The organism is Streptomyces sp. NA02950 (genome assembly GCF_013364155.1).
Lineage (GTDB): Bacteria > Actinomycetota > Actinomycetes > Streptomycetales > Streptomycetaceae > Streptomyces.
Genome location: NZ_CP054916.1, coordinates 3,809,104 through 3,828,746 on the forward strand (window position 1 = coordinate 3,809,104; position 19,643 = coordinate 3,828,746).

Annotated in this window: 13 protein-coding genes; 9 read left to right on the top strand and 4 right to left on the bottom strand. The window is 72.7% G+C overall.

From position 1 onward, the window contains the following. Positions 1-166 precede the first annotated feature (166 nt). From HUT19_RS16300 to HUT19_RS16320, 5 genes are read left to right on the top strand one after another with little or no spacing between them, the layout of a single operon-like run. Positions 167-1,858 (top strand): serine protease, encoded by a 1,692-nt coding sequence (locus HUT19_RS16300; RefSeq protein WP_254885610.1) that lies wholly within the window; start codon positions 167-169, stop codon positions 1,856-1,858. Then, positions 1,855-4,194, top strand: coding sequence for a serine/threonine-protein kinase (locus HUT19_RS16305; RefSeq protein ID WP_176181189.1), 2,340 nt, complete (start codon positions 1,855-1,857; stop codon positions 4,192-4,194). The genes HUT19_RS16300 and HUT19_RS16305 overlap by 4 nt, the downstream gene beginning before the upstream one ends. Before the next feature lie 12 nt (positions 4,195-4,206). Beyond that, positions 4,207-5,676, top strand: coding sequence for a VWA domain-containing protein (locus tag HUT19_RS16310; RefSeq protein ID WP_176181190.1), 1,470 nt, complete (start codon positions 4,207-4,209; stop codon positions 5,674-5,676). Then, positions 5,673-6,605, top strand: a complete 933-nt coding sequence (locus HUT19_RS16315; RefSeq protein WP_176181191.1) for a hypothetical protein — start codon at positions 5,673-5,675, stop codon at positions 6,603-6,605. The genes HUT19_RS16310 and HUT19_RS16315 overlap by 4 nt, the downstream gene beginning before the upstream one ends. Continuing rightward, complete coding sequence (locus HUT19_RS16320) at positions 6,602-7,894, top strand: ABC transporter substrate-binding protein (protein ID WP_176181192.1); 1,293 nt, start codon at positions 6,602-6,604, stop codon at positions 7,892-7,894. Before HUT19_RS16315 ends, HUT19_RS16320 begins: the two co-directional genes overlap by 4 nt. Positions 7,895-7,914: 20 nt before the next feature. Here the strand turns inward: HUT19_RS16320 and HUT19_RS16325 are convergent, their stop codons facing one another. From HUT19_RS16325 to HUT19_RS16335, 3 genes are all read right to left on the bottom strand, one after another. Next, the gene (locus HUT19_RS16325; protein WP_254886174.1) at positions 7,915-9,669 is read right to left on the bottom strand and encodes a sulfatase-like hydrolase/transferase; all 1,755 of its coding nucleotides are present in this window, start codon (positions 9,667-9,669) and stop codon (positions 7,915-7,917) included. 246 nt (positions 9,670-9,915) lie between these two features. Beyond that, complete coding sequence (locus HUT19_RS16330; protein ID WP_176181194.1) at positions 9,916-11,814, bottom strand: MFS transporter; 1,899 nt, start codon at positions 11,812-11,814, stop codon at positions 9,916-9,918. A gap of 195 nt (positions 11,815-12,009) precedes the next feature. Then, complete coding sequence (locus tag HUT19_RS16335; protein WP_176181195.1) at positions 12,010-14,643, bottom strand: D-alanyl-D-alanine carboxypeptidase; 2,634 nt, start codon at positions 14,641-14,643, stop codon at positions 12,010-12,012. A gap of 254 nt (positions 14,644-14,897) precedes the next feature. Between HUT19_RS16335 and HUT19_RS16340 the strand changes: the two genes are divergently transcribed. The 3 genes from HUT19_RS16340 (at position 14,898) to HUT19_RS16350 (ending at position 17,256) form a co-directional block, all read left to right on the top strand. Then, the gene (locus HUT19_RS16340) at positions 14,898-15,647 is read left to right on the top strand and encodes a GPP34 family phosphoprotein (protein ID WP_176181196.1); all 750 of its coding nucleotides are present in this window, start codon (positions 14,898-14,900) and stop codon (positions 15,645-15,647) included. A 341-nt stretch (positions 15,648-15,988) separates the two neighbouring features. Then, positions 15,989-16,861 (top strand): helix-turn-helix transcriptional regulator, encoded by an 873-nt coding sequence (locus HUT19_RS16345; protein WP_176181197.1) that lies wholly within the window; start codon positions 15,989-15,991, stop codon positions 16,859-16,861. A gap of 185 nt (positions 16,862-17,046) precedes the next feature. Further along, complete coding sequence (locus HUT19_RS16350) at positions 17,047-17,256, top strand: DUF397 domain-containing protein (protein ID WP_176181198.1); 210 nt, start codon at positions 17,047-17,049, stop codon at positions 17,254-17,256. Positions 17,257-17,371: 115 nt separating this feature from the next. Here the strand turns inward: HUT19_RS16350 and HUT19_RS16355 are convergent, their stop codons facing one another. Beyond that, the gene (locus tag HUT19_RS16355; protein WP_254885611.1) at positions 17,372-18,256 is read right to left on the bottom strand and encodes a hypothetical protein; all 885 of its coding nucleotides are present in this window, start codon (positions 18,254-18,256) and stop codon (positions 17,372-17,374) included. Positions 18,257-18,390: 134 nt separating this feature from the next. Between HUT19_RS16355 and HUT19_RS16360 the strand changes: the two genes are divergently transcribed. Next, complete coding sequence (locus HUT19_RS16360; RefSeq protein ID WP_176181199.1) at positions 18,391-19,572, top strand: PLP-dependent aminotransferase family protein; 1,182 nt, start codon at positions 18,391-18,393, stop codon at positions 19,570-19,572. Positions 19,573-19,643: the final 71 nt, after the last annotated feature.

A 19,643-nucleotide genomic window follows, 5' to 3' on the forward strand; every position in this document is an offset into this window, starting at 1 on the left:
GGGCCCGCAGCCCCCGCGTAGGTCAGCTCCGTCGCGCCCCTCACCCTTTCCCGTGACCCCCTCGCCGGACGGGGTCCTTCCGCAGATCCCGGGCGTATCCTCGTGCCACATGGGGGCGGAAAGGGGCATTCCCGTCGATGATCCCCTCTGTGGGGGGACCTGGCGGGTGCGGATCCGTAGTGCGGCCGGTGACGTCCTGGGCGCCGGCATTCTTCTGGGCAGTGACACGGTGCTCACCTGCGCCCATGTGATTCCCGACGACGGAAGTGCGGTGCCCGCCACGCCCGTTCTGGTCGACCTGGTCGGGGTGCACGACGCCCGTCCGGTGCCCGCGCGGGTGGCCGAGGGCTGCTGGGTGCCCCAACTCCCCGACAGCTGCGGCGATGTGGCGCTGCTGCGGCTGAGCGAGCCGCAGCCGGCCCAGCACGGGGCGCCGCTCTACCGGCTGCCCCCGCTCCCCCGGCGCCCGGTGTGGATGTTCGGCTTCCCGGAGGACAACCCCAGCGGTCTGTGGTTCACCGGGCGGATCGCCGGGCCCGCGGGGCCGCGTTCGGAGTGGGTGCAGCTCAACCCCGACTCCCCCGGGGACGTGGTCCGGCGCGGCTTCAGCGGCGCCGGGGTGCAGGACGAGAGCAGCCGCCACATCATCGGGATGATCGTCAGCCGCTACGACGACTCCTCCCGGGTGCCCATCGCCGAGCGCCGCCGGCTGTCGTACATGATCCCGGTCGAGACGATCGTCCGTCATCTCCCGGGCGTCCGGCGCTGGGTGAGCGGGGACCGCGGGGTGGATCCCCCGCTGGTCTCCCGTCTCGTCGGCGGGGTGCAGGACGTCGGCTTCGCCCAGCGGCTCGCGCTGTGGCTGCGGCGCGGCGGTCCGGCGGGACGGGAGGGCATCGCGGACGTGGAGACCGTAGTGATCGCCGCCGGCGACAGCGACCGCTACGAAGCGCTCAGCCGTGCCGTGACGCTCGCCGACCGCGAGCTGTCCGGGGGCGACCAGGAGGCGGTGTCGGCCGCCCCGCACGGCACCGTGCCGCCGATCGGCAGTCTGGATCTGGCCATCGACGTCACCGGCTGGTCCGACACCGACGTGGCCCGGCGGGTCGCGGACCGGATGGATCTGCGCGCGGACGGCGACACCTCCCCGCTCAGCCGGATCCGAGCCAACGCGGTGCCGCTGACCGTCGTGGCGGTGGGTGTGGACCGGGCCGTGGACCAGGAGGCCCTGGTGCGCTTCCTGCGGGTGCTCGCCGAGCGGGGCAGCAGGCTGATGCTGGTCTTCCGGGACCCCGACGCGCCCGGACTCCGGCTGGCCGAGCGGCTGTTCCGGCCGGATCCGGCCCGGGTCGACGCCTGGCTGGACGAGCTGGCCGCGAGCGTGGCCCACGCCGGGGAGCGCGAGCGGGAGGCGGCCGAGCGCGGTGCCCGATTCGCGTCGCTGTCCGGCCCGCGCGGGGACGCCTCCGGCTTACGCATCAACCTGTTACGGCTGCGCGGCGACCCCGAGCTGCGCTCCCACCACATCGTCGCCAAGCTGGCCGCCTTCGAGCACGCGGTGCGCACCGTGGCCGCGCGGGCCGAGGCCACGCTGCGCGCGGCGGCCGTCCAGCAGGCGGCGGTGGAGGAGCTGAGGGGGCTGCTGACCGCGTACTCGGCGATGCTCGGGGCGATGGCCGCATCGGAGCGCGCGGAGCTCTTCCCGCTCCAGCGCGCCGCGCACGCCCGGCTGGACGCGGTGCCGTGCGATGTGCCGGAGGCGCGGCGGGCCGTGGACCGCTTCGTCCGGGCCGTGCACACCCCGCCGGGGGGTCCGCAGCCGCCGCCGGAGAACCCACCGCGGGGAGGGTCATCATGACCGACCGGGTGTGCGCGCGCCCGGACTGCGAGGGGGCGGGCCGCGGCCGGATCAACCCCCGGGGCTTCTGCGCGGAGTGCGGCCGCAGACCGCCGCCACTCCCCCCGGCCCCGCCGCCACCGTCCCGGCGGCCCGGATCGCGCGCCCCCGGCGCGGCCGGGAGCCTGTCGTCGGAGGCGACCGCGGACACCGACCGCGCCCGCCGGAGGGACGCGGCGCGGAAGTTCACGGTGCGCCCGGCGGGCGAGGGGCTGCTCGATCTGCCACGCGTCGAACTCCCCTCGCCGCGCGACCTCGTCCTGCGTGATCCGCGGCCCCCGTCCCGCGGCCGGACCTGCGGACGGCCCGGCTGCGGGGAGACGGTGGGCGCCCCGTACGCCGGTCAGCCCGCGCTCCCGTCGGGTTACTGCCCGCGCTGCCGCCATCCGTTCGACTTCACCCCGCGGCTGCGCCCCGGGGATCTGCTGGGCGACCAGTACCGGGTGGTCGGCTGTGTCGCGTACGGCGGCCTGGGCTGGGTGTATCTCGCCGAGGACACCCAGCTGGACAACCAGCCCGTCGCCATCAAGGGCTTGATCGACGACGAGGACGAGGCGGCACTGCGAACCGCGGTCGAGGAGCGGCGCTATCTCACCATGCTCGACCACCCCGGCATCGTCCGGATCATCAACTACGTCACCCAGCCCGACCCCCGGGGCAGCGGACGGCTGACCGGCCACATCGTGATGGAGTTCGTCGACGGGATGACGCTGGCCCAGATCAGGGACTGTGTGGCGGACGCCGTACCGCCGTTCGACGGGCCGCGGCTGTACGAACACATCCTGGCCTACGGCTGTCTGGCGCTGCGTGCGGTCGGCTATCTGCACGGCGAGAAGCTGCTCTACTGCGATCTGAAGCCGAGCAATGTGATGCACCACGAGGACCGGGTCAAGGTGATCGACCTCGGCGCCGTCCGGCGGCTCGGCCGTGACGACGGCGAACAGCCGGTCATCACCGAGCGGTTCGCCTCCCCCGAGGTGCTGGCGCGGGGCGCCGCCGCGCTCACCGAGCGCCATGACCTCTACGGCGTCGGCACGACCCTCAAGGAGCTGTCCGACAAGGCCACCCACCCGGGGCAGCGACCGCCGGGCCTGGGCGCCGAGTCCTACCGCCGGGTCCTGGCCCGCGCCACCGCCGCCGACCCGGCCCGGCGGTTCGGTTCGGCGGCCGAGATGTCCGAGCAGCTGTGGGGGGTGCTGCGGGAGATCCACGCGCTGCGGCTGCGGCGCGAACAGCCCGAGCCGTCCACGCTGTTCGCCCCGACCGCGGCGCTGCTGGACGTCTCGCTCGGCCGGATCCCGGGGCTGGAGCGCTGGCTCACGGAGGAACCGCGTCCGGCCCTCGCCCATGGGCTGCCCCGGCCCGAACAGGTGCCGCCGGGGCTTCCGGTGCCGTTCCCGGACGACGCGGACCCGGGCGCTGCGCTGCTGAGGACACCGACGGAGAGCGGTCCGCGGCGGCTGATCGAGCAGCTGAAGGCGTTTCCGCGACCGTCGGCGGAGATACGGTTCCGGATCGGCCGGGCCCATCTCGAACTGGGCGAGGTGGCCGGCGCGGACCGCGCGCTGACGGCCGCCGCGCGGATCATCGGAAGCGCCGCCCGCCACGACTGGCGGCTGTGGTGGCACCGCGCCCTGGTGCGGCTCGCCGAGGGCCATGTGGCCGCCGCGCAAGCTGCGTTCGACACCGTCTACAGCGTGCTGCCCGGGGAGTACGCGCCCAAGCTGGCGCTCGGCTACTGCGCCGAGCACCTGGGCGACCACGACGCCGCCCACCGCTTCTACGAGGCGGTGTGGGAGCGCAACCGCTCCCAGGGCAGCGCCGCCTTCGGGCTCGCCCGGCTGCGGCTGGCCGCGGGCGACCGCGGCGGCGCGGCGGACATCCTGGGCGGGGTGCCGAAGGTCTCTCGCCACTACGACGCCGCGCGGATCGCCACGGTCCGGGTGCTCGCCGGGCGGCTCGCCGCCCCGGGCGGACTGCCCGCCGCCGAGGAGCTGGTGGAGGTGCTGACCCGGCTGCCGCGGCTGTACCTGGACGACGGGCGCCCCTCCGGGCCCGCCCGGGACCGGCTGACCGCCGAGGTGCTGGAGAACGCGCTCGACTGGGCGCTCGGCGCCACCGCCAGGGCGACCGGCTCCGAGCCCGGTCTGCTGTTCGGCGAGGCGGACGACGAGCGGGCGGTGCGCACCCGGCTGGAGCGGGCCCTGCGCCGGCTGGCCCGGCAGGCGGACAGCCCCGACGCGCTGGAGGTGCTGGTCGACCGCGCCAACGCGATCAGGCCCATGACCCGTGTCTGACAGGGGGATCGGATGAACGAGCGGGCGGAGCGGACCGCGGCACCGGCGCGGGACGCGGCCATCACCCTGCGGGTGCACCAGAACAAGTACCTGCCCGCCGCCGCGGGCCCCGCCGAGATGCACGCCGTCATCGGCGTCGCGGCCCATGGCCTCGGCCCGGCCGCGGCCCGCACCACCGCGTCCGAGGTCATCGTGATCGACTGCTCGGGGTCGATGAGCTGGCCACCCACCAAGATCGCGGCGGCGCGCCGGGCCACCGCCACCGCCGTCCAGCTGCTGCGCGACGGCACCCGCTTCGCGATCGTCCAGGGCACCGAACGGGCGGACGTCGTCTATCCGCCCGGCGGCGGGATGGCGGTCGCCGGGGCCGACACCCGGGCCGCCGCCGCCCGCGCCGCCGCCGTCCTGCCCGCCGTCGGCGGTACGGCCATCGGCAGCTGGCTCGACCTCGCACGCCGACTGCACCTGGAGCGGCCCGCCGCGATCCGGCACACCCTGCTGCTCACCGACGGCCGCAACGAACACGACCCGCCCGGCCATCTGCACCAGGTGCTGGACGCCTGCGCACCGCATTTCACCTGCGACGCCCGCGGGATCGGCGACGGCTGGGACGCCACTGAACTGAGGGAGATCGTGCGGCGGCTGCACGGCCGGGCGGACGCGGTTCTGGAGGACTCCGCGCTGACCGCCGCGTTCGAGGAGATGGTGAGCGCCTCGATGGCCAAGGCGCTGGCCGGGGTGCGGATCCGGGTGCGCACCCGGGCGGGCGGCCGGATCAACTTCGTCAAGCAGGTGCATCCCACCCGGGTGGACCTCACCGCCGAGGGCACCCGGCCGGACGCCCGCACCTGGGAGTGCCGCACCGACGCCTGGGGCGACGAGGTCCGCGAGTTCCATGTGTGCGTCCTGGCCGACCCGCGGGGCGACCCGGCGGGCGAGGACGTCGAACTGGCCGCGGTGGAACTGGTGCTGGACGGCGACAGCGGCCTGGCCCCGCCCGAAGCGCAGTCCGTGCTGGTGCAGTGGACCGACGACGCGCTGCTGTCGTCCCGGGTCGACCCCCGGCTGCTGCACTACGGCGCCGACTCCGACCTGGGCCGGGCCGTCACCGCGGGCTGTGACGCCTACGAGGCCGGGGACCGGGAGGAGGCGCGGCGCCAGTGGGGGCTGGCCGTTCGGCTGGCGCACGAACTGGGCGGCGAGAAGACGCTGTCCCGGCTGCGCGGCCTGGTCCACATCGTCGACGCCGCCACCGGCGTCGTGCGGATCCGGGAGACCGTCCGACCGCTCGACCTCAACTCCGCGCTGATCGTGTCCGACGAGAGTGTCCGCTTCACCGGCACGGAGCGCCCCGGCGCCGCCGCACCGGCCGGACCGGACATGGACTGCCCCGGCTGCGGGCGCACCTCGCCCGCCTCCGCCGCCTTCTGCCAGCGCTGCGACACCCCGCTGCGCCCCGGCGAGCCGGGCGGGGCACCATGAGCGGCACCCGCGCGTTCCTGGTGCGCAGGCTGACCGCGCTGCTGGTGGTCTCCGCGGTGGCGGTCACCGCGCTGCTCGGCGCGTACTACGGCGTCAGCCGCAACTCCCGTGCGGTGACCGAGCGATCGACCCCGGCCATCCTCCAGGTGGCCGCGGCGGCCACCGCCCTCCAGCGCTCCTACCGCGAGGCGGAGGGCAGCCTCACCGGCTCCACCGCCGATGTGGAGGGCCTCGGCGAGGACTACCGCAAGGAGCTGTCGGCCGCGGGGCAGAGCCTGGCGCAGGCGGTGAAGAGCACCACCGGGGGCGAGGCGGGGCGGCAGTCGCTGCTCACCGTCGCCGGACTGGTCTCCTCCTACGGCGACATCATCGAGCAGGCGTATGTGCACCGCGGCAACGAGGATCTGCGCGACGCCTATCTGAGCTACGCCGAGACCATGCTGCGGCGCGCCGACGGCGGCATCCTGGAGCGGCTGGACACGGTGCAGCGGACCCAGCGCGCTGTGCTGGACGGACAGACCTCGTTCGGCTGGCTGCTGTCGTTCGCCTGGTGGGTGCTGGTGCCGGTGCTGTTCCTGACCCTGGCGGGGCTGCTGCTGGCCACCCAGCGCTTCATCCGGCGCCGCTTCCGCCGCCTGGTCAGCCCCTGGCTGGCGGCAGCCACCACACTGCTGCTGGCGGTGCTGCCGCTGGCCCTGTTCACCTGGCAGACGCAGGCACGGCTGGCCTCGGCGCGCACCACGCTGAGCCGGGAGGACATCGGCCGCCACAGCGCCCGGACCGCCGAGGAGGTGGCGGACACCATGCGGGACACCCACTGGCGGGCCGGTGCGGTCGGCTGGATACCCCTGGGCGGCACGGTCCTGGCCGCGCTGATCCTGGTGGGACTCCAGCCGCGGATCGACGAGTACAGGTTCCAGCCCCGATGAGCGCCGCGGCCCGCTCCCGGAACGTGACCGCGGTCGGCTTGAGCCTGTGGCTGCTGGTGCTGGCCGTCGTCGGCGCGGGCGACCTGGGCGGCCGTCAGTCCCGCGGCACGGTCAGCGTGCTGGCCACCTGGACCGGGGAGGAGGGCGACGCCTTCCGCGACATGCTGGACACCTTCAGCCGCACCCACCGGATCCATGTGGACTACCAGGGCACCACGGCGCTGCGCGAGGTGCTGTCCTCCGAGGTGGACGCGGGCACCCCGCCCGACATCGCCGTGCTGCCCAGCTCCGGTGAGCTGGCCGCCTACGCCGCAGCGGGTCGGCTGACCCCACTGGACGGAGTGGTTCCGGCGCGGCAACGGGCGGCGTACGAACGGCTGTGGACGCCCCGGGTGCGGGTGGGCGGAACAATGCGCACCTACGGTGTGGCGATCAAGGCCGATCTGAAGAGCATCGTCTGGTACGACGCCCGGCGGCGGCCCGGGGAACTGCCCGCGCTGGCCGCCGACGGCCGCCGCTGGTGCGTCGGGATGGGCGGGGACGCGACCTCCGGCTGGCCGGGCACCGACTGGATCGAGGACCTGCTGCTCCAGCAGCAGGGCGAGGACGTCTACCAGCGATGGGCGACCGGGCGGCTGGCCTGGGACGATCCGCGGATGGTGCGGGTCTGGAAGAGCTGGGGCACGCTGTTCGGCGCCGCGGACGCGAAGCGGGCGCTGGTCACCGACTTCCGCGCGGCGGGCCGCGGGCTGTTCGGGACCGGTCAGCCGTGTGCGCTGGAACACCAGGGCTCGTTCATCCGCGGCGGCTACCCATCGCCCTCCCGGGCGGACTTCGCGTTCTCCGCCGGGCTGCTGCCGGGCGCCGACCGGCGGTCCACCGCCCGGGAGGTGTCCGGGGACTTCGCGGCGATGTTCGGTGACTCCCCGCAGGCCAGGGAGCTGATGCGCTATCTCGCCTCGGCCACCGCCCAGCGGGCGTGGGCGAAGCACAGCGCGTCGGGCCGCACCCGGCCGTTCTTCGCCAACCGCGAGGTGCCGCCGGATGTCCAGTCCCACGACCGGGTGACCCGGCAGATCGCCCGCGCCCTGCGGGAGTCCGGCTCGCTGTGCCTGGACGCCTCGGACGCGATGCCGACCCGGATGCGGCTCGCCTTCCAGCGGGCCGTACTGGAGTACCTCAGCGACACCGGCTCGGGCCCCACCCGGCTGCTGCGCAGCCTGGAGCGGGTCCGTGAAGGGATCCGCGGCGAGCCCGGCGGGCCGTGGCTGTCGACGGTGTGCGGCTGACCGGGCGCGGCGCCGCCCCGTCACTTCTTCGACGGGGACGCCGACGGCTCCTCCGACGGCTGCTCGGACGGCTTCTTCGTCTGCTTCCCGGACGGCTTCCCGGACGGCTTCTCCGACGGGGAGGCCGAGGGGGACGGCCCGGCGCCGCCGTTGGGCCCGTAGGCGTGCAGGAAGCGGTCGCGGAAGGAGCTCATCTTCCACACCGGGGCCTTCGGGCCGGGCTTCAGACCGTCCTGCCAGTGCCAGCCGGAGATCCGGTCCAGCACCTTCTTGTCGCGGGCGACGATCGCCACCGGCACGTCCCGGCTGGCGTGTTCTCCGCTGACCCGGGCGAGCGGCTGGTGGTCGCCGAGGAAGACCAGCACGGTGTTCTTCTTGCCGTACTTCAGCACGTAGTCGATGAGGCTGTTCACCGAGTACTGGATGGAACGGCCGTATTCGGTGCGCACCTCGGTGGAGTCGGTGAAGACGTCCTTGGGGTCCTTGCCCGCCTTCTGGATGGACTTGTAGACCGAGCCGTCGCCGACCCGGCTCCAGGGGATGGTCTTGGGGATGGGCGCCCAGGGCTGGTGGCTGGAGGTCAGGATGTTCAGTGACATCAGCGGCTTGTCGTGCTTCTTGCCGTGCTCCAGCTGCTCGAACGCCTTCAGCGCGTACTGGTCGGGCATGGTCGACCAGCTGAACTTCGGCCCCTTGTAGCCCAGCTCGCGCGAGTCGTAGACGTGGTCGAGGCCGTAGAACGTGCCTTCCGGCCAGCTCTTCTGGACGCCCGGCATGATGCCGACCGTCCGCCAGGCGCCGGTGCGCTTGAAGGCGCGGGTGATGGACAGGTGGTCGCCCGCGGTGACGGTGCGGTAGCGGTTCTGGTTGTCGATCCACAGGCCGGTCAGGAAGGTGGAGTGGCCCAGCCAGCTGCTGCCACCGTAGGTCGCGGAGGTGAGCCAGCCGCTCTGGGACGCGAACCCGGCCTCGCGCAGCCGCTTGGTCTGCCGGTCGAGCACCGTGCCGACCCCGGGGCCGATCCGCGGATCCTCGATCGCGGCGCGGCCGTAGCTCTCGATGAAGGTGAAGATGACGTCCTTGCCGCGCAGTCCGGTCAGCAGCTGGTCGCCCGGAGTGCTGCCATAGGCGTCGATCTTGGCTTCCTTGGCGAACTTCCGCTCGTCCTCCAGCGTCTTGCCCACCCGCTGCGCACGGTCGTGGACCCGTGCGACGGTGGTGCGGGACGCGAACGCCTGGCCTCCCACGGACTGCACCCCGAACGCCGCGCAGACCACCCAGACGGTGCCGAGCACCAGGGTGCCCCGGGTCGCCACCGCGCTGTTGCGGGCCATGACATTGCTGATCCGGACGACCGCCAGCGCCATGCCGACGACCACCAGGAGGGCGAGCACCACCGCCCCGATCGAGACGGCCGTGGCGGTCGTCGAGCCGAGCGAGTCCTTCATGTACGACTCGGCGTCGTCCAGCAGTATCCAGTCGAGCACCACGTTGAACCCGCGGCCGAGGAATTCGTTGAAGCCGATGTCCAGGAGGTTCAGGATGGTCAGCGCACCGAGGACCGCACCGCCCAGTGCCGCCACCACCCGCCGGGACACCGGTGGCAGGAGCAGCAGCAGCGCCGCACCGAAGATCGCCTCCACCGGTATCCGGAGGAAGGTCTCGACGGTGAGCGCGGGCAGGGTGGTCGGCATCAGCAGGGCGATGAACACCAGCGCCCCCGACAGTCCGGTGACCGTCCAGGCCACCGCCCGCGCCACGGCCGGGTACCGCATCCGCCAGCCGCCGCCGGTCCCCGCCCGCTGCGGTCGGGCACCGGCGGTGTCGTCCGCGGCGCCGTCCTGGCCGGCGGGGGTCGTCCCGTCGGGCGTGGAACGCTGACGAGAGCGCGAGAAGAGCGGCAGCATGCCGAAGGTCCTTCCGTGCGGAGCCCGGTGGTGGCACGGCGGACCAGGCACGGGAGGTCCGGGCCGCCGTTATCCGTTACGGCCCGGCTGCGGTCCGCGTTCAACGTCCCGGCACTACGGAGCCATCTCGTCCGGACAGGGGGTACCGCGCGGCAGCTGGTACTTGCCCGCTATCCGGTAGGTACCGGCGCGCGGGGCGTGCAGCACGGTCCACTCGTCCTCCGGCTGCCCTTCCTCACCGCCCTGGACCTGCTTGGTCAGACAGCCCTCGCGGTTCACCGGCAGCTCGTCGTCGTTCTCCGCCTTCGGGGCGCGGACGCTGTGCCCGTCCTCGTCCACCAGGCCCAGCCACGGCGAGTACGGGACACGGATCAGCACCGGGCCCCCGGAGCGCACCTTCAGCACCAGCTGCTCGGCGCCCGCGCGCTCCACGGTGGCCGGGGCGTCGGCGATCTGGGTGGGGTCCTTGACCTCGTACAGCTTCCAGTTGGCGTCCGACCAGACCTCCCGCAGATACGGCAGACCGGTGGCGAGCAGCTCGGCCTCCTCCTCGGCCGCGGTGTCCGGGTCGTCGGCGGGCAGCACCACGTAGTGCACCGCCCAGCGCCTGAGCCACTCGTGATAGGTCGCCGCGTTCAGGGTGTGGTCGTAGAACAGCGGGTTGCGGTCCAGGTCCCGCTGGCGGTTCCAGCCGCGGGCCAGATTGACGTACGGGGCGAGCGCGGAGGACTCGCGGTGGCTGCGCACCGGGACCACCTCGACCCGGCCCCGGTCCGCCTTCTCCCGCTTCAGGGTGTCGACCAGCGGTGCCAGCTCACGGGCCCAGGACGCGGAGGGGGTGGTGTGGATGACGTCGTCGCCGGTCTTGACCACCTGCCACACCGTGACGGTGGCCAGGGCCAGCACCAGCGCGGTCCACCGGCGGCCCGCGTCGGTCGAGTGCAGCTCGGCCCGGGGCGGTGTGCGCAGCGCGGGCAACACGGCGATCAGCGCCACACCGCCGAAGATCATGCCGAGCCGGGAGATGTTGGTGCCGATCTGCGAGGGGATCAGCCAGGTGAGCACCGCGCCGAGGGCGTAGGCCCCGGCGCCGACCCGGACCGTCGTCCACGCCTTGGGCGCGCACAGACAGACGGTGGCACCGGTGATGAACGGCAGGATCACCGAGCCGATCCCCATCGGCTGCTCACCGGAGAACGGGAACAGCCAGGCGGACAGGCCCACCACGATCACCGGGGTGACCCCGAGCGCGTACGCGGCCGGGCGCCGCCTGGTCAGCCACAGTGCGGCGGCCACTATGCCGACGAACAGCCCGGCCACCGGACTGGACATGGTCGACAGCGCGGACAGCGCGGCGGCCAGCAGGAACCGCCCGGTCCGGTGGTGCCAGCGGCGGGAGCGCCACTTCGCGGGCCATGCGAAGATCACGGCCACCGCCGCGAGTCCGAACATGGCACCGAGCCCGAAGGTCACCCGGCCCGAGATCGCGTTGCAGGTGAGCGCGAACGCCCCGTACAGGGCGGGCCACAGCGGCCGGCGCACGGCACGGCTGCGCACCAGCAGCAGGGCCAGCAGCCCCGCCGACAGCGTCCCGGCGATCATCATCGTCGAGCGGACGCCGAGGACCGCCATCAGATACGGCGAGATGACGCTGTACGACACCGGGTGCATCCCGCCGTACCAGGCCAGGTTGTACGCCGAGTCGGGATGCTGGAGAGCGAACTCCGCCCAGGCATCCTGCGCGGCGAGGTCACCGCCGCTGTTCGCGAGCAGCGCCACCCACAGCAGATGCAGCACCGCGGCGAGGGCCAGGGCGGCGGGTACCGGATGACGCAGGGCCCGCCAGACGCGTCCGAACGGTCCGCTCCGAACGGGGCCCCCGCCCCCGCCTCCCGCCTCCGCCGGGCCCTCCGGCTCGGCAGGCCAGCGCTGCGCGGGTACGCGTATTCGCGTGGCGGTGCTCTCCTCCGAGCTTCCGCCTTTCTCGGCCCGTGTCGGATCCACGGTGGTCACTGCGGCTCTCCCCGTCTTCCCCCGAGGTCTGCCCCCATCGTCTTTCAACCCTGTACCGGATTCCTCCGGTTCGCCACGGCGGGTTTGGGCCGGGGACGGAGCGACGCTAGCACGCGCGGGCCGTGGAGAACCGTCTCGGGCCCCGGCGCGCGTCCCGCGCCGGGGCCGTTTCCCTCACCTCCGGGCCCCCGCGCGTCAGGTGATCCGGATCAGCTTCGAGCCGAACGACGGCTCGGAGAGGTCGTCCTGGAGCGCCACCGGCGCCTTGAGCTGCCCCGGACCGGTGCCGACCGTCACCTCGCCGACGACCGTGCCCGCCTTGGCGGAGTGCGGAACGGTCCTGCCGCCGTCGGTCAGCTTCAGGTCCACGGTCAGCCCGGACCAGCCGACCGCCGTCAGATCCTTGGTGGCGACGACCGGTGTCGTGCCGCCGAGGCCGTCGTCGACCTGACCGACGACATCACCCTTCTTCACCACCGTGGCCGAGGTGAGCCCCTTCTGCAACGCGGTGATGAGCTTGTAGCTGTTGGTCTGCACGAGCTGGAGGCTCTCGTCCAGCGTGCCGCCGCTGCGCTGCTCCAGCACCACGCCGAGGATCCGCTGCTTCTTGCCCGCGACCGTCTTCTCGGCGCCCCACATCAGCGCACCGCCGGCCGGGGTGCTGGAACCGGTCTTGATACCGATCACACCCGGCTTCACCAGCAGATTGTTGTTGTTGTAGATCCGGTCGTCGAGACCGGGGATCTGGGTGTTGGGGGTGGCCACGACGGCCCGGAACGCATCGGACCGCATGGCCGCCCTCGCCAGCTTCAGCTGGTCCTCGGCGGTGCTCTTGGTGGTGGCCTTCAGACCGCTGGGGTCGGTGTAGGTGGTGTTCTTCATGCCCAGGTCCTTGGCCGCGTCGTTCATCTTCTTGACGAACGCGTCCAGCGACTTGGCGTCCCAGCGGGCCAGCAGCCGGGCGATGTTGTTGCTCGAGTTGATCAGCAGCAGCTGGAGCAGCTGGTGCTGGGTGAAGGTCTGCCCCTTCTTGACCGACGCCCGCGACTCGTCGGCGGCCGCGGACTCCTTGGCGGCCTGGGCGTCGATCGTGATGCGCGGACCCTCCGCGTCCGCCTTCAGCGGATGGTCCCGGAGCACCACATAGGCCGTCATCACCTTGGTGACACTGGCGATCGGCACCGGCTTCTGCGCCCCGGAGGTGCCGAGGCTGCCCACACCGTCGACCGCGACGGCGGACTGGCCCTGGCCGGGCCAGGGCATGGCGAGCTTGCCGCCCTCGAAGGCGTAGGTGGCGTCGGCGGTGAGCTGCAACGTCGGTTCCGGCAGCGGCCGCACGGCCTGGGCGACGCCCAGGATGATCACGAGCAGCACGACCAGCGGCGTCCAGATCTTGACCCGGCGGACCGCCGTACGGATCGGAGTCTCGGGCTTGGGCGGCGTGTTGGTCAGCTGCGCCAGCAGATCGAGCGGCGCGGGCTGCTTTCCGTCGGGCGTCAGGGGCGGCAGCGGCTGCTGCTTGGTCCGCTCGGCCTCGGGAAGCGCGGGCGCCCCGGAGGACCCGGCGGCGGGCTTGGCGGACGGCGCTTCGGCGGGCTTGGCGGGCGGGCCAGCGGGCTTGGCGGGCGGGCCGGCGGGCTTGGCGGGCGGTGCGTCGGCGGAGCGGAGCGGTACGAACTTGCTGGTCCGCTCGTTCTCGGACTCGCCCGTCGGCTTCTTCTTCTCGGTGTCGGGCTTCTTGGTGTCGGTGCCGAGCGCCTTGAAGGCCGTGGTCGGCTGGTCGACGCGCTTCTCGTCGCCCTTGCCGTCCTTGCCGTCCTTGCCGTCCTTGCCGTCCTTGCTGCCCTTGTCGTCGTTGTCGTCCTGCGGGGCGCCCTTGCGCGGCAGCACACCGAAGGCGGCCGTGGCCCGGTCGACGGGCCTGTCCTCGCCGTCCCCGGGCTCGTCCGAGGCGTCCTTCTTGTCCTCCTTGTCCTCGTCCTTGACGGCAGAGGCCGGCTTCAGAGCACGGAACACCGCGGTCCGCTGGTCGACCGACGGGGCGGACGGCTCGCTGTCGTCCGCGTCCGTCTCGGCGTCGGCGTCAGCTTTGGCGTCGGTTTCGGTGCCGTCGCCGGAGTCCGCGTCCGTGTCCGTGTCTTCGGCTGCGCCTGCGCCTTCGTCCGTGTCGGTGCCGGCGACCCAGGCCGCCACCGCCTGGCGCAGCCGGGCGTCGCGCTCCTCGGGAGCGGCATTGGCCGCGGCCGCTTCGCCGGATTCTTCCGCTTTGCCGGATTCACCCCCCGATGTCGCGCTCTCCCGTCCGGCCTTCCCGGCCTGGGGGCGGGTCGGCAGCCCCGAGGCCGTGGCCCCGGCTTCCGGTTCGGCCTCCGGCTCGGACTCCGCCCGCGACTCCTCCACGGGGGCGGCGTCTTCGCCATCGCGAACATCGACCGCCTCGCCGTCCCCGGCGTCATCGGCCACTTCGGCGTCCTCGGCGTCCTCGCCGCCCGCCCCGTCCGCGGCGGCATCCGGTCGCTTTGTTTCCGCTTCGGATTCCGCTTCGGCCTCCGAGGCATCCTCGGCGCCCTCGGCGCCCTTCGTGTCGCGCGACGCCTCGTCCCGCGTGGCGCGGAAGACCGCCGTCGCCCGGTCCGCCTCCGGCGAACCGGTCTCGTCGGGAGCCGGCTCGGGCTCGGCCTCCGGGTTCCCGGACGCCACGGCGACCGCCGACGCGCCCCCGGCCGCCCCCCCTTCCCGGAAGACCGCGAGCCGCGGATCGCGGTCTCCCCGAGCCGTCTCCCCCGACGACTTCTGCTGCTCCGACTTGCCGGGGGACTCGCCCGCCACCGATGCCTCCTCGTACGTCTCGCGGGACGTACAGCGCCTCCTGGCACCTCGTCCCGCAGCCCAACCTCTACCAGTGTCCTGTGTGTCCGGCACGCAGCCGCGCAGCGGCACCGCCGGAGAGCGCCTTCAGGGGCTCGCCCACCTGCTAGACGAGAACGACATACCTACCGGTTCCCACCTAAATCCCCCAGGCGCTCTCGACAGACCAATGTGAGAGGGGTCACCCTGTCATTCATCCACGCGGGGAGGCATGGATGGGCAGGAGCCGCAGAACAATTCCGGAGGAGCTTCTGCTGCTCGCTTTGGACCCGACCACGGGTACCACGGCGCAGCCGCAGTCGCTCGACCTCGGTCTTGCCGGAGCGCAGCTAGTAGAGCTGGCTCTGGCCGGACGGATAGCCCCTGACGGGGATCGTATCGCCGTGGTGCTGCCACGGCCGACAGGAGATCCGACTCTGGACTCCGCACTGGAGCTGCTGCGCCGACGCGGCAGCCCGGTTCGGGCTGTCCACTGGATCGGCGGGCCCCGCCTGGGGCTGCGCCAGACGTACCTCACGCACCTGGAGCGATGCGGCATGGTGCATGCCGTGGCGGGCCAGATGTGCGGGGTGCTGCCGACCACTCGCTACCAGGCGACGGATACGGCGATCAGCCGGGAGATCAGGAACCGGCTGGACAACGCGATCCGCACCGGCGTACCGCCGGACCCGCGGACCGCCGCGCTTGCCGCCCTGGCCCACGCGGTCGGGCTGGGCAAGCACCTGTATCCCGGGAACGAGGGGCGCTCCTCGCGCTCCAGGCTCCGGGATCTGATCCGGCACGACCCGATGGGCGGTCTTGTGGCGCACGCCGTGATGGACGTGCAGAACGGTGTCGCGGCGCAGCCACGGCGCGCACCGGTCGCAGGCCGACAGCCCGGGGCACGGGCCGCGGCGGAGCCCGCGGCCGGCGTTCCGGCCCAGCCGTCCCGCCGCGTGGGCATGGCCCGCGTCGGAGCGCGCTGACGCCTCTCGGGGCACCACGGCGCCGCGGACCCGCCAGCAGGGCGGCGGGCACCGTTCCCGGCACCGCCGGGGCGCCGAACAACAGTTGAGCACCATCCGCGGCACATCGATCGATACCGTGCAGCAATCCGCTCCACCGACCGCACCGCAGTCCCCACCGACCCGGTTCGGGAGCCGCTGAAGCGCGCGGGGTGGTGGGACGGCCGACCCGGACGACGGCCGTCCCACCGCCCCGCGCGTGCGTTCGCGCACCTGTGGGGCCAATTCCCAGCGCGGCCCCGGCTGGTAGTGGCAGGCTGAACAGCAGATATCAGCGCTATGAAGCCGGAGGTGCACGTCCCGTGACATCGAACGTCGGCCCCACCGTCAGGCGACGCCGGTTGGGCCAGGAGCTGCGCAGACTCCGCCAGGAGAAGGGCATGACGGCGGAGGAGGTGGCGGAGGAGCTGATGGTCTCCCAGTCGAAGATCAGCAGACTGGAGAACGGGCGGCGCAGCATCAGCCAGCGCGATGTGCGCGACCTCTGCCGGACCTACAAGGTCGAGGACAAGGCGCTGGTCGATTCCCTGATGCAAATGGCCAAGGAGTCGCGCCAGCAGGGCTGGTGGAACGCCTTCGGTGACGTACCGTACAGCGTCTACATCGGATTCGAGACGGACGCGGCGTCGCTGCGGGTCTACGAACCCCAGGTGCTGCCCGGTCTGTTGCAGACACCGGACTACGCGGAGGCGGTCATCAGCGGTGCGCTGCCGGAGGCGCCGCAGGACCAGATCGCCCAGCGGGTGCAGGTCCGGCTGCGGCGGCAGGAGCGCATCACCGACCCGCTGGCGCCGCTGCGGCTGTGGGCGGTGGTGGACGAGGCGGCGATGCGGCGGGTGGTCGGCAGCCCGAAGGTCATGAGCGATCAGCTGGACTATCTGGTCCGGATGAGCCATGAGCCGCATGTGACGGTGCAGGCGCTGCCGTTCGGCATGGGCTCGCATCCGGGGATGAGCGGGCAGTTCACCATTCTCGAGTTCTCCGACGAGTCGGACACCAGCGTGGTCTATCTCGAGGGGGTGACCAGCGACCTCTATCTGGAGAAGCTCAGCGATGTGCAGAGCTACAGCATGATGTACGAGCATCTGCGCGCGCAGGCGCTCAATGTGGACCAGAGCCGCCAGTTCATCAGTGACGTGGCCCAGGACCACGCGCGTCGGCACGGGGAGGGCTGACGACGCGGCTCCGAGCGGTGGAAGCGAGCGGAGGTTACACCTCCGCACCGCCCCAAGGAAGGGGCCAGGGGAATATGCCATCCGGTCGAGTGAACGGTCCCCTGCGCCAACGATGTTGCCGAGTAACGTCGTTCTCGCCTCGAAACACGGGGTGCACTTCCTCAACAGAACGCATCGGAGTAATTGTGTCCATTCAGCAGGGAAAGACGAGTATGTGGGTGAAGTCCTCGTACTCCGCAGGAAACGGCGCGTGCGTGGAAATCTCGTCCCCGGTCGTCGGCGAGATCGCCGTGCGCGACTCCAAGGACCCGCAGGGACCGACGCTCGGCTTCGCCCCCGCATCGTGGTCGGCCTTTGTGTCCGACGTCCGTCGTGGCGCCTTCGACCTCGACTGATCTCCGTTACGCACGGCCGCGGTAGAGCGGTCGGCGGTGCGGATCCACCGTATTGCCTACGAGCCCTCTCGACCGGCCGCCGTCCCTGCCGAGAGGGCTCGCGGCATTTCCGGTTTCAGCGGAGCCGGTCCACGAATTGATCCGTACCGGGAATCGTCGGAATGAAGGGTGCCACGAATTCCACCCGGCCGAGTCCGGACTCCGCCACCTCCCCGTCGAGTCCGGTGAGACAACCCTCCCAGCATTCCCGTGGATCACGTTCCAGGAACCAGAGCAGCGTCAGCCTGGTGCCGACGCCCTCGACCTGTTTGACATAGGACATCCGGTCCCCCGGCAGCGGGGTCGGGCGGAAGACGGTGACCATCGCGGCGGCGGAGCCCGCCAGCCGCCGCGGCAGATGGCGGGAGCCGAGCCAGTCGAGCAACGCCGCGCGCCGCCCGGGGCCGTCGGTGTCGATGACCTCCAGGACCAGCCCGGCGTAGGGGTGGTCCAGCGCGTGGTGATCGCGCGGGCCGGCCGCCCCGTCCCGGTAGACGGTCAGCTCATGGTCCTGGAAGGCGGTGAACACATGCGTGCGCTCGCGGTACACCCGCCCGTCGCGGTTCAGCCGCTTGTTGATCGCGACGGTCCACCGCATGTGCTCCGCATAGCGCCCCTCGGTGATCCAGTAGACGCTGAGATAGCAGCCCGTGGTGACGGGACGGGCGACCGCCGACCGTTCCGGATAGCGCAGCAGCTGGAGATCGCGGGTGGCCACCCAGCGGCGCCCGGCGTAGATCCACGGCATCGCCATCGCGCCCGCGATGAAGTGGTCGTCCTCGTACCAGCGGTTGTAGGCATACTCATGGCCCGGATGCGGTTCGACCATGGTGATCAGGGCGTGCCCGGGGCGTATCCCGTACGGGCCGGTGGCGGCCAGTTCCGCGTACCGCTCGGGGTGCGGGTCACCACCACCGTCCGCACCGCGGTCCGCGCCGGAGTCGCTGGAGTCGCTTCTCATCTCCCCAGGTTTAGCTGACGCACCGTCAGTTGTGGAGGGGGGTGCACGACCGGATCGCGGACAGTTCGGTCGTGCTCGACCGGTCCACCGTAGGCTGCGTGCACCGTCCGCCGAGCCGAGGAGCCAGGAGTCCCATGCGCGCCGATGTCCCCGCCCTTGCCGCCCGTGCCGCGTCCGTGGCCGGGTCGCCGGTACGCGACATCCTCGCGCTCACCGCCCGTCCGGAGGTGATCTCCTTCGCGGGCGGGCTGCCCGCGGCCGACCTGTTCGACACCAAGGGCATCGCCGCCGCCTTCGGGCGGGTGCTGGCCGAGGTGCCGCGCGAGGCGCTCCAGTACTCGACCACCGAGGGCGACCCCGGGCTGCGCACCGCGACCGCCGCCCGGCTGACCGCACGCGGACTGCCCACCGGGGCGGACGACCTGCTCATCACCGGCGGTTCACAGCAGGCGCTGACCCTGCTGGCCACCGCGCTGCTGGAGCCGGGTGACACGGTGCTGGTGGAGAGCCCCACCTATCTCGCCGCGCTCCAGTGCTTCGCGTTCACCGGGGCCCGGGTGGTGCCGGTGCCCGGTGACGACGAGGGGCTGGACCCCGACGCGCTCGCGGAGCTCGTCCGGCGTGAGCGGCCGAAGCTCCTCTACACCGTCCCCACCTTCCAGAACCCCACCGGCCGCACCCTGTCCGCCGCCCGCCGGGAGGCCGTGGCGGCGGTGGCCGAGCGCCACGGTCTGTGGATCGCGGAGGACGATCCGTACGGGGAGCTGCGGTTCGCCGGTGAGCCGGTGCCGTGGATCGCGGCCGGTCCGCGGGCCGCCGACCGCACCGTGCTGCTGGGCAGCTACTCCAAGATCATGGCCCCGGGGCTGCGGCTCGGCTGGCTGCGCGCCCCGGCGGCGCTGCGCCGCGCCTGTGTGATCGTCAAGCAGGCCGCGGATCTGCACTGCCCGACGGTCAACCAGCTCGCGGCGGCCCGTTATCTGGCCGACGCCGACCTGGACGCCCATCTGTCCCGGGTGCGCATCGGCTACCGGGAGCGCCGGGACGCGCTGCTCGACGGGCTGGCCGGGGCGCTGCCCGAGGGGTCGCGCTGGAACCGGCCGGAGGGCGGGATGTTCGTGTGGGCGTCGCTGCCGGAGGGGTACGACGCGACGGAGCGGCTGCGGGTGGCGGTGGAGCACGACGTGGCGTTCGTTCCCGGAGCGCCGTTCTTCGCGGCCGATCCGGATCCGGCGGCGATGCGGCTGTCCTTCGTGACCCACACCCCGGACGAGATCGCCGAGGGGCTGCGCCGGCTGGCCAAGGCGCTGCGCTGACACCACGGACACGGTCACTCCCGCCGGACTCTGGTCTTCTCGGGGCGGCACCCTTAACCTGACGCACCGTC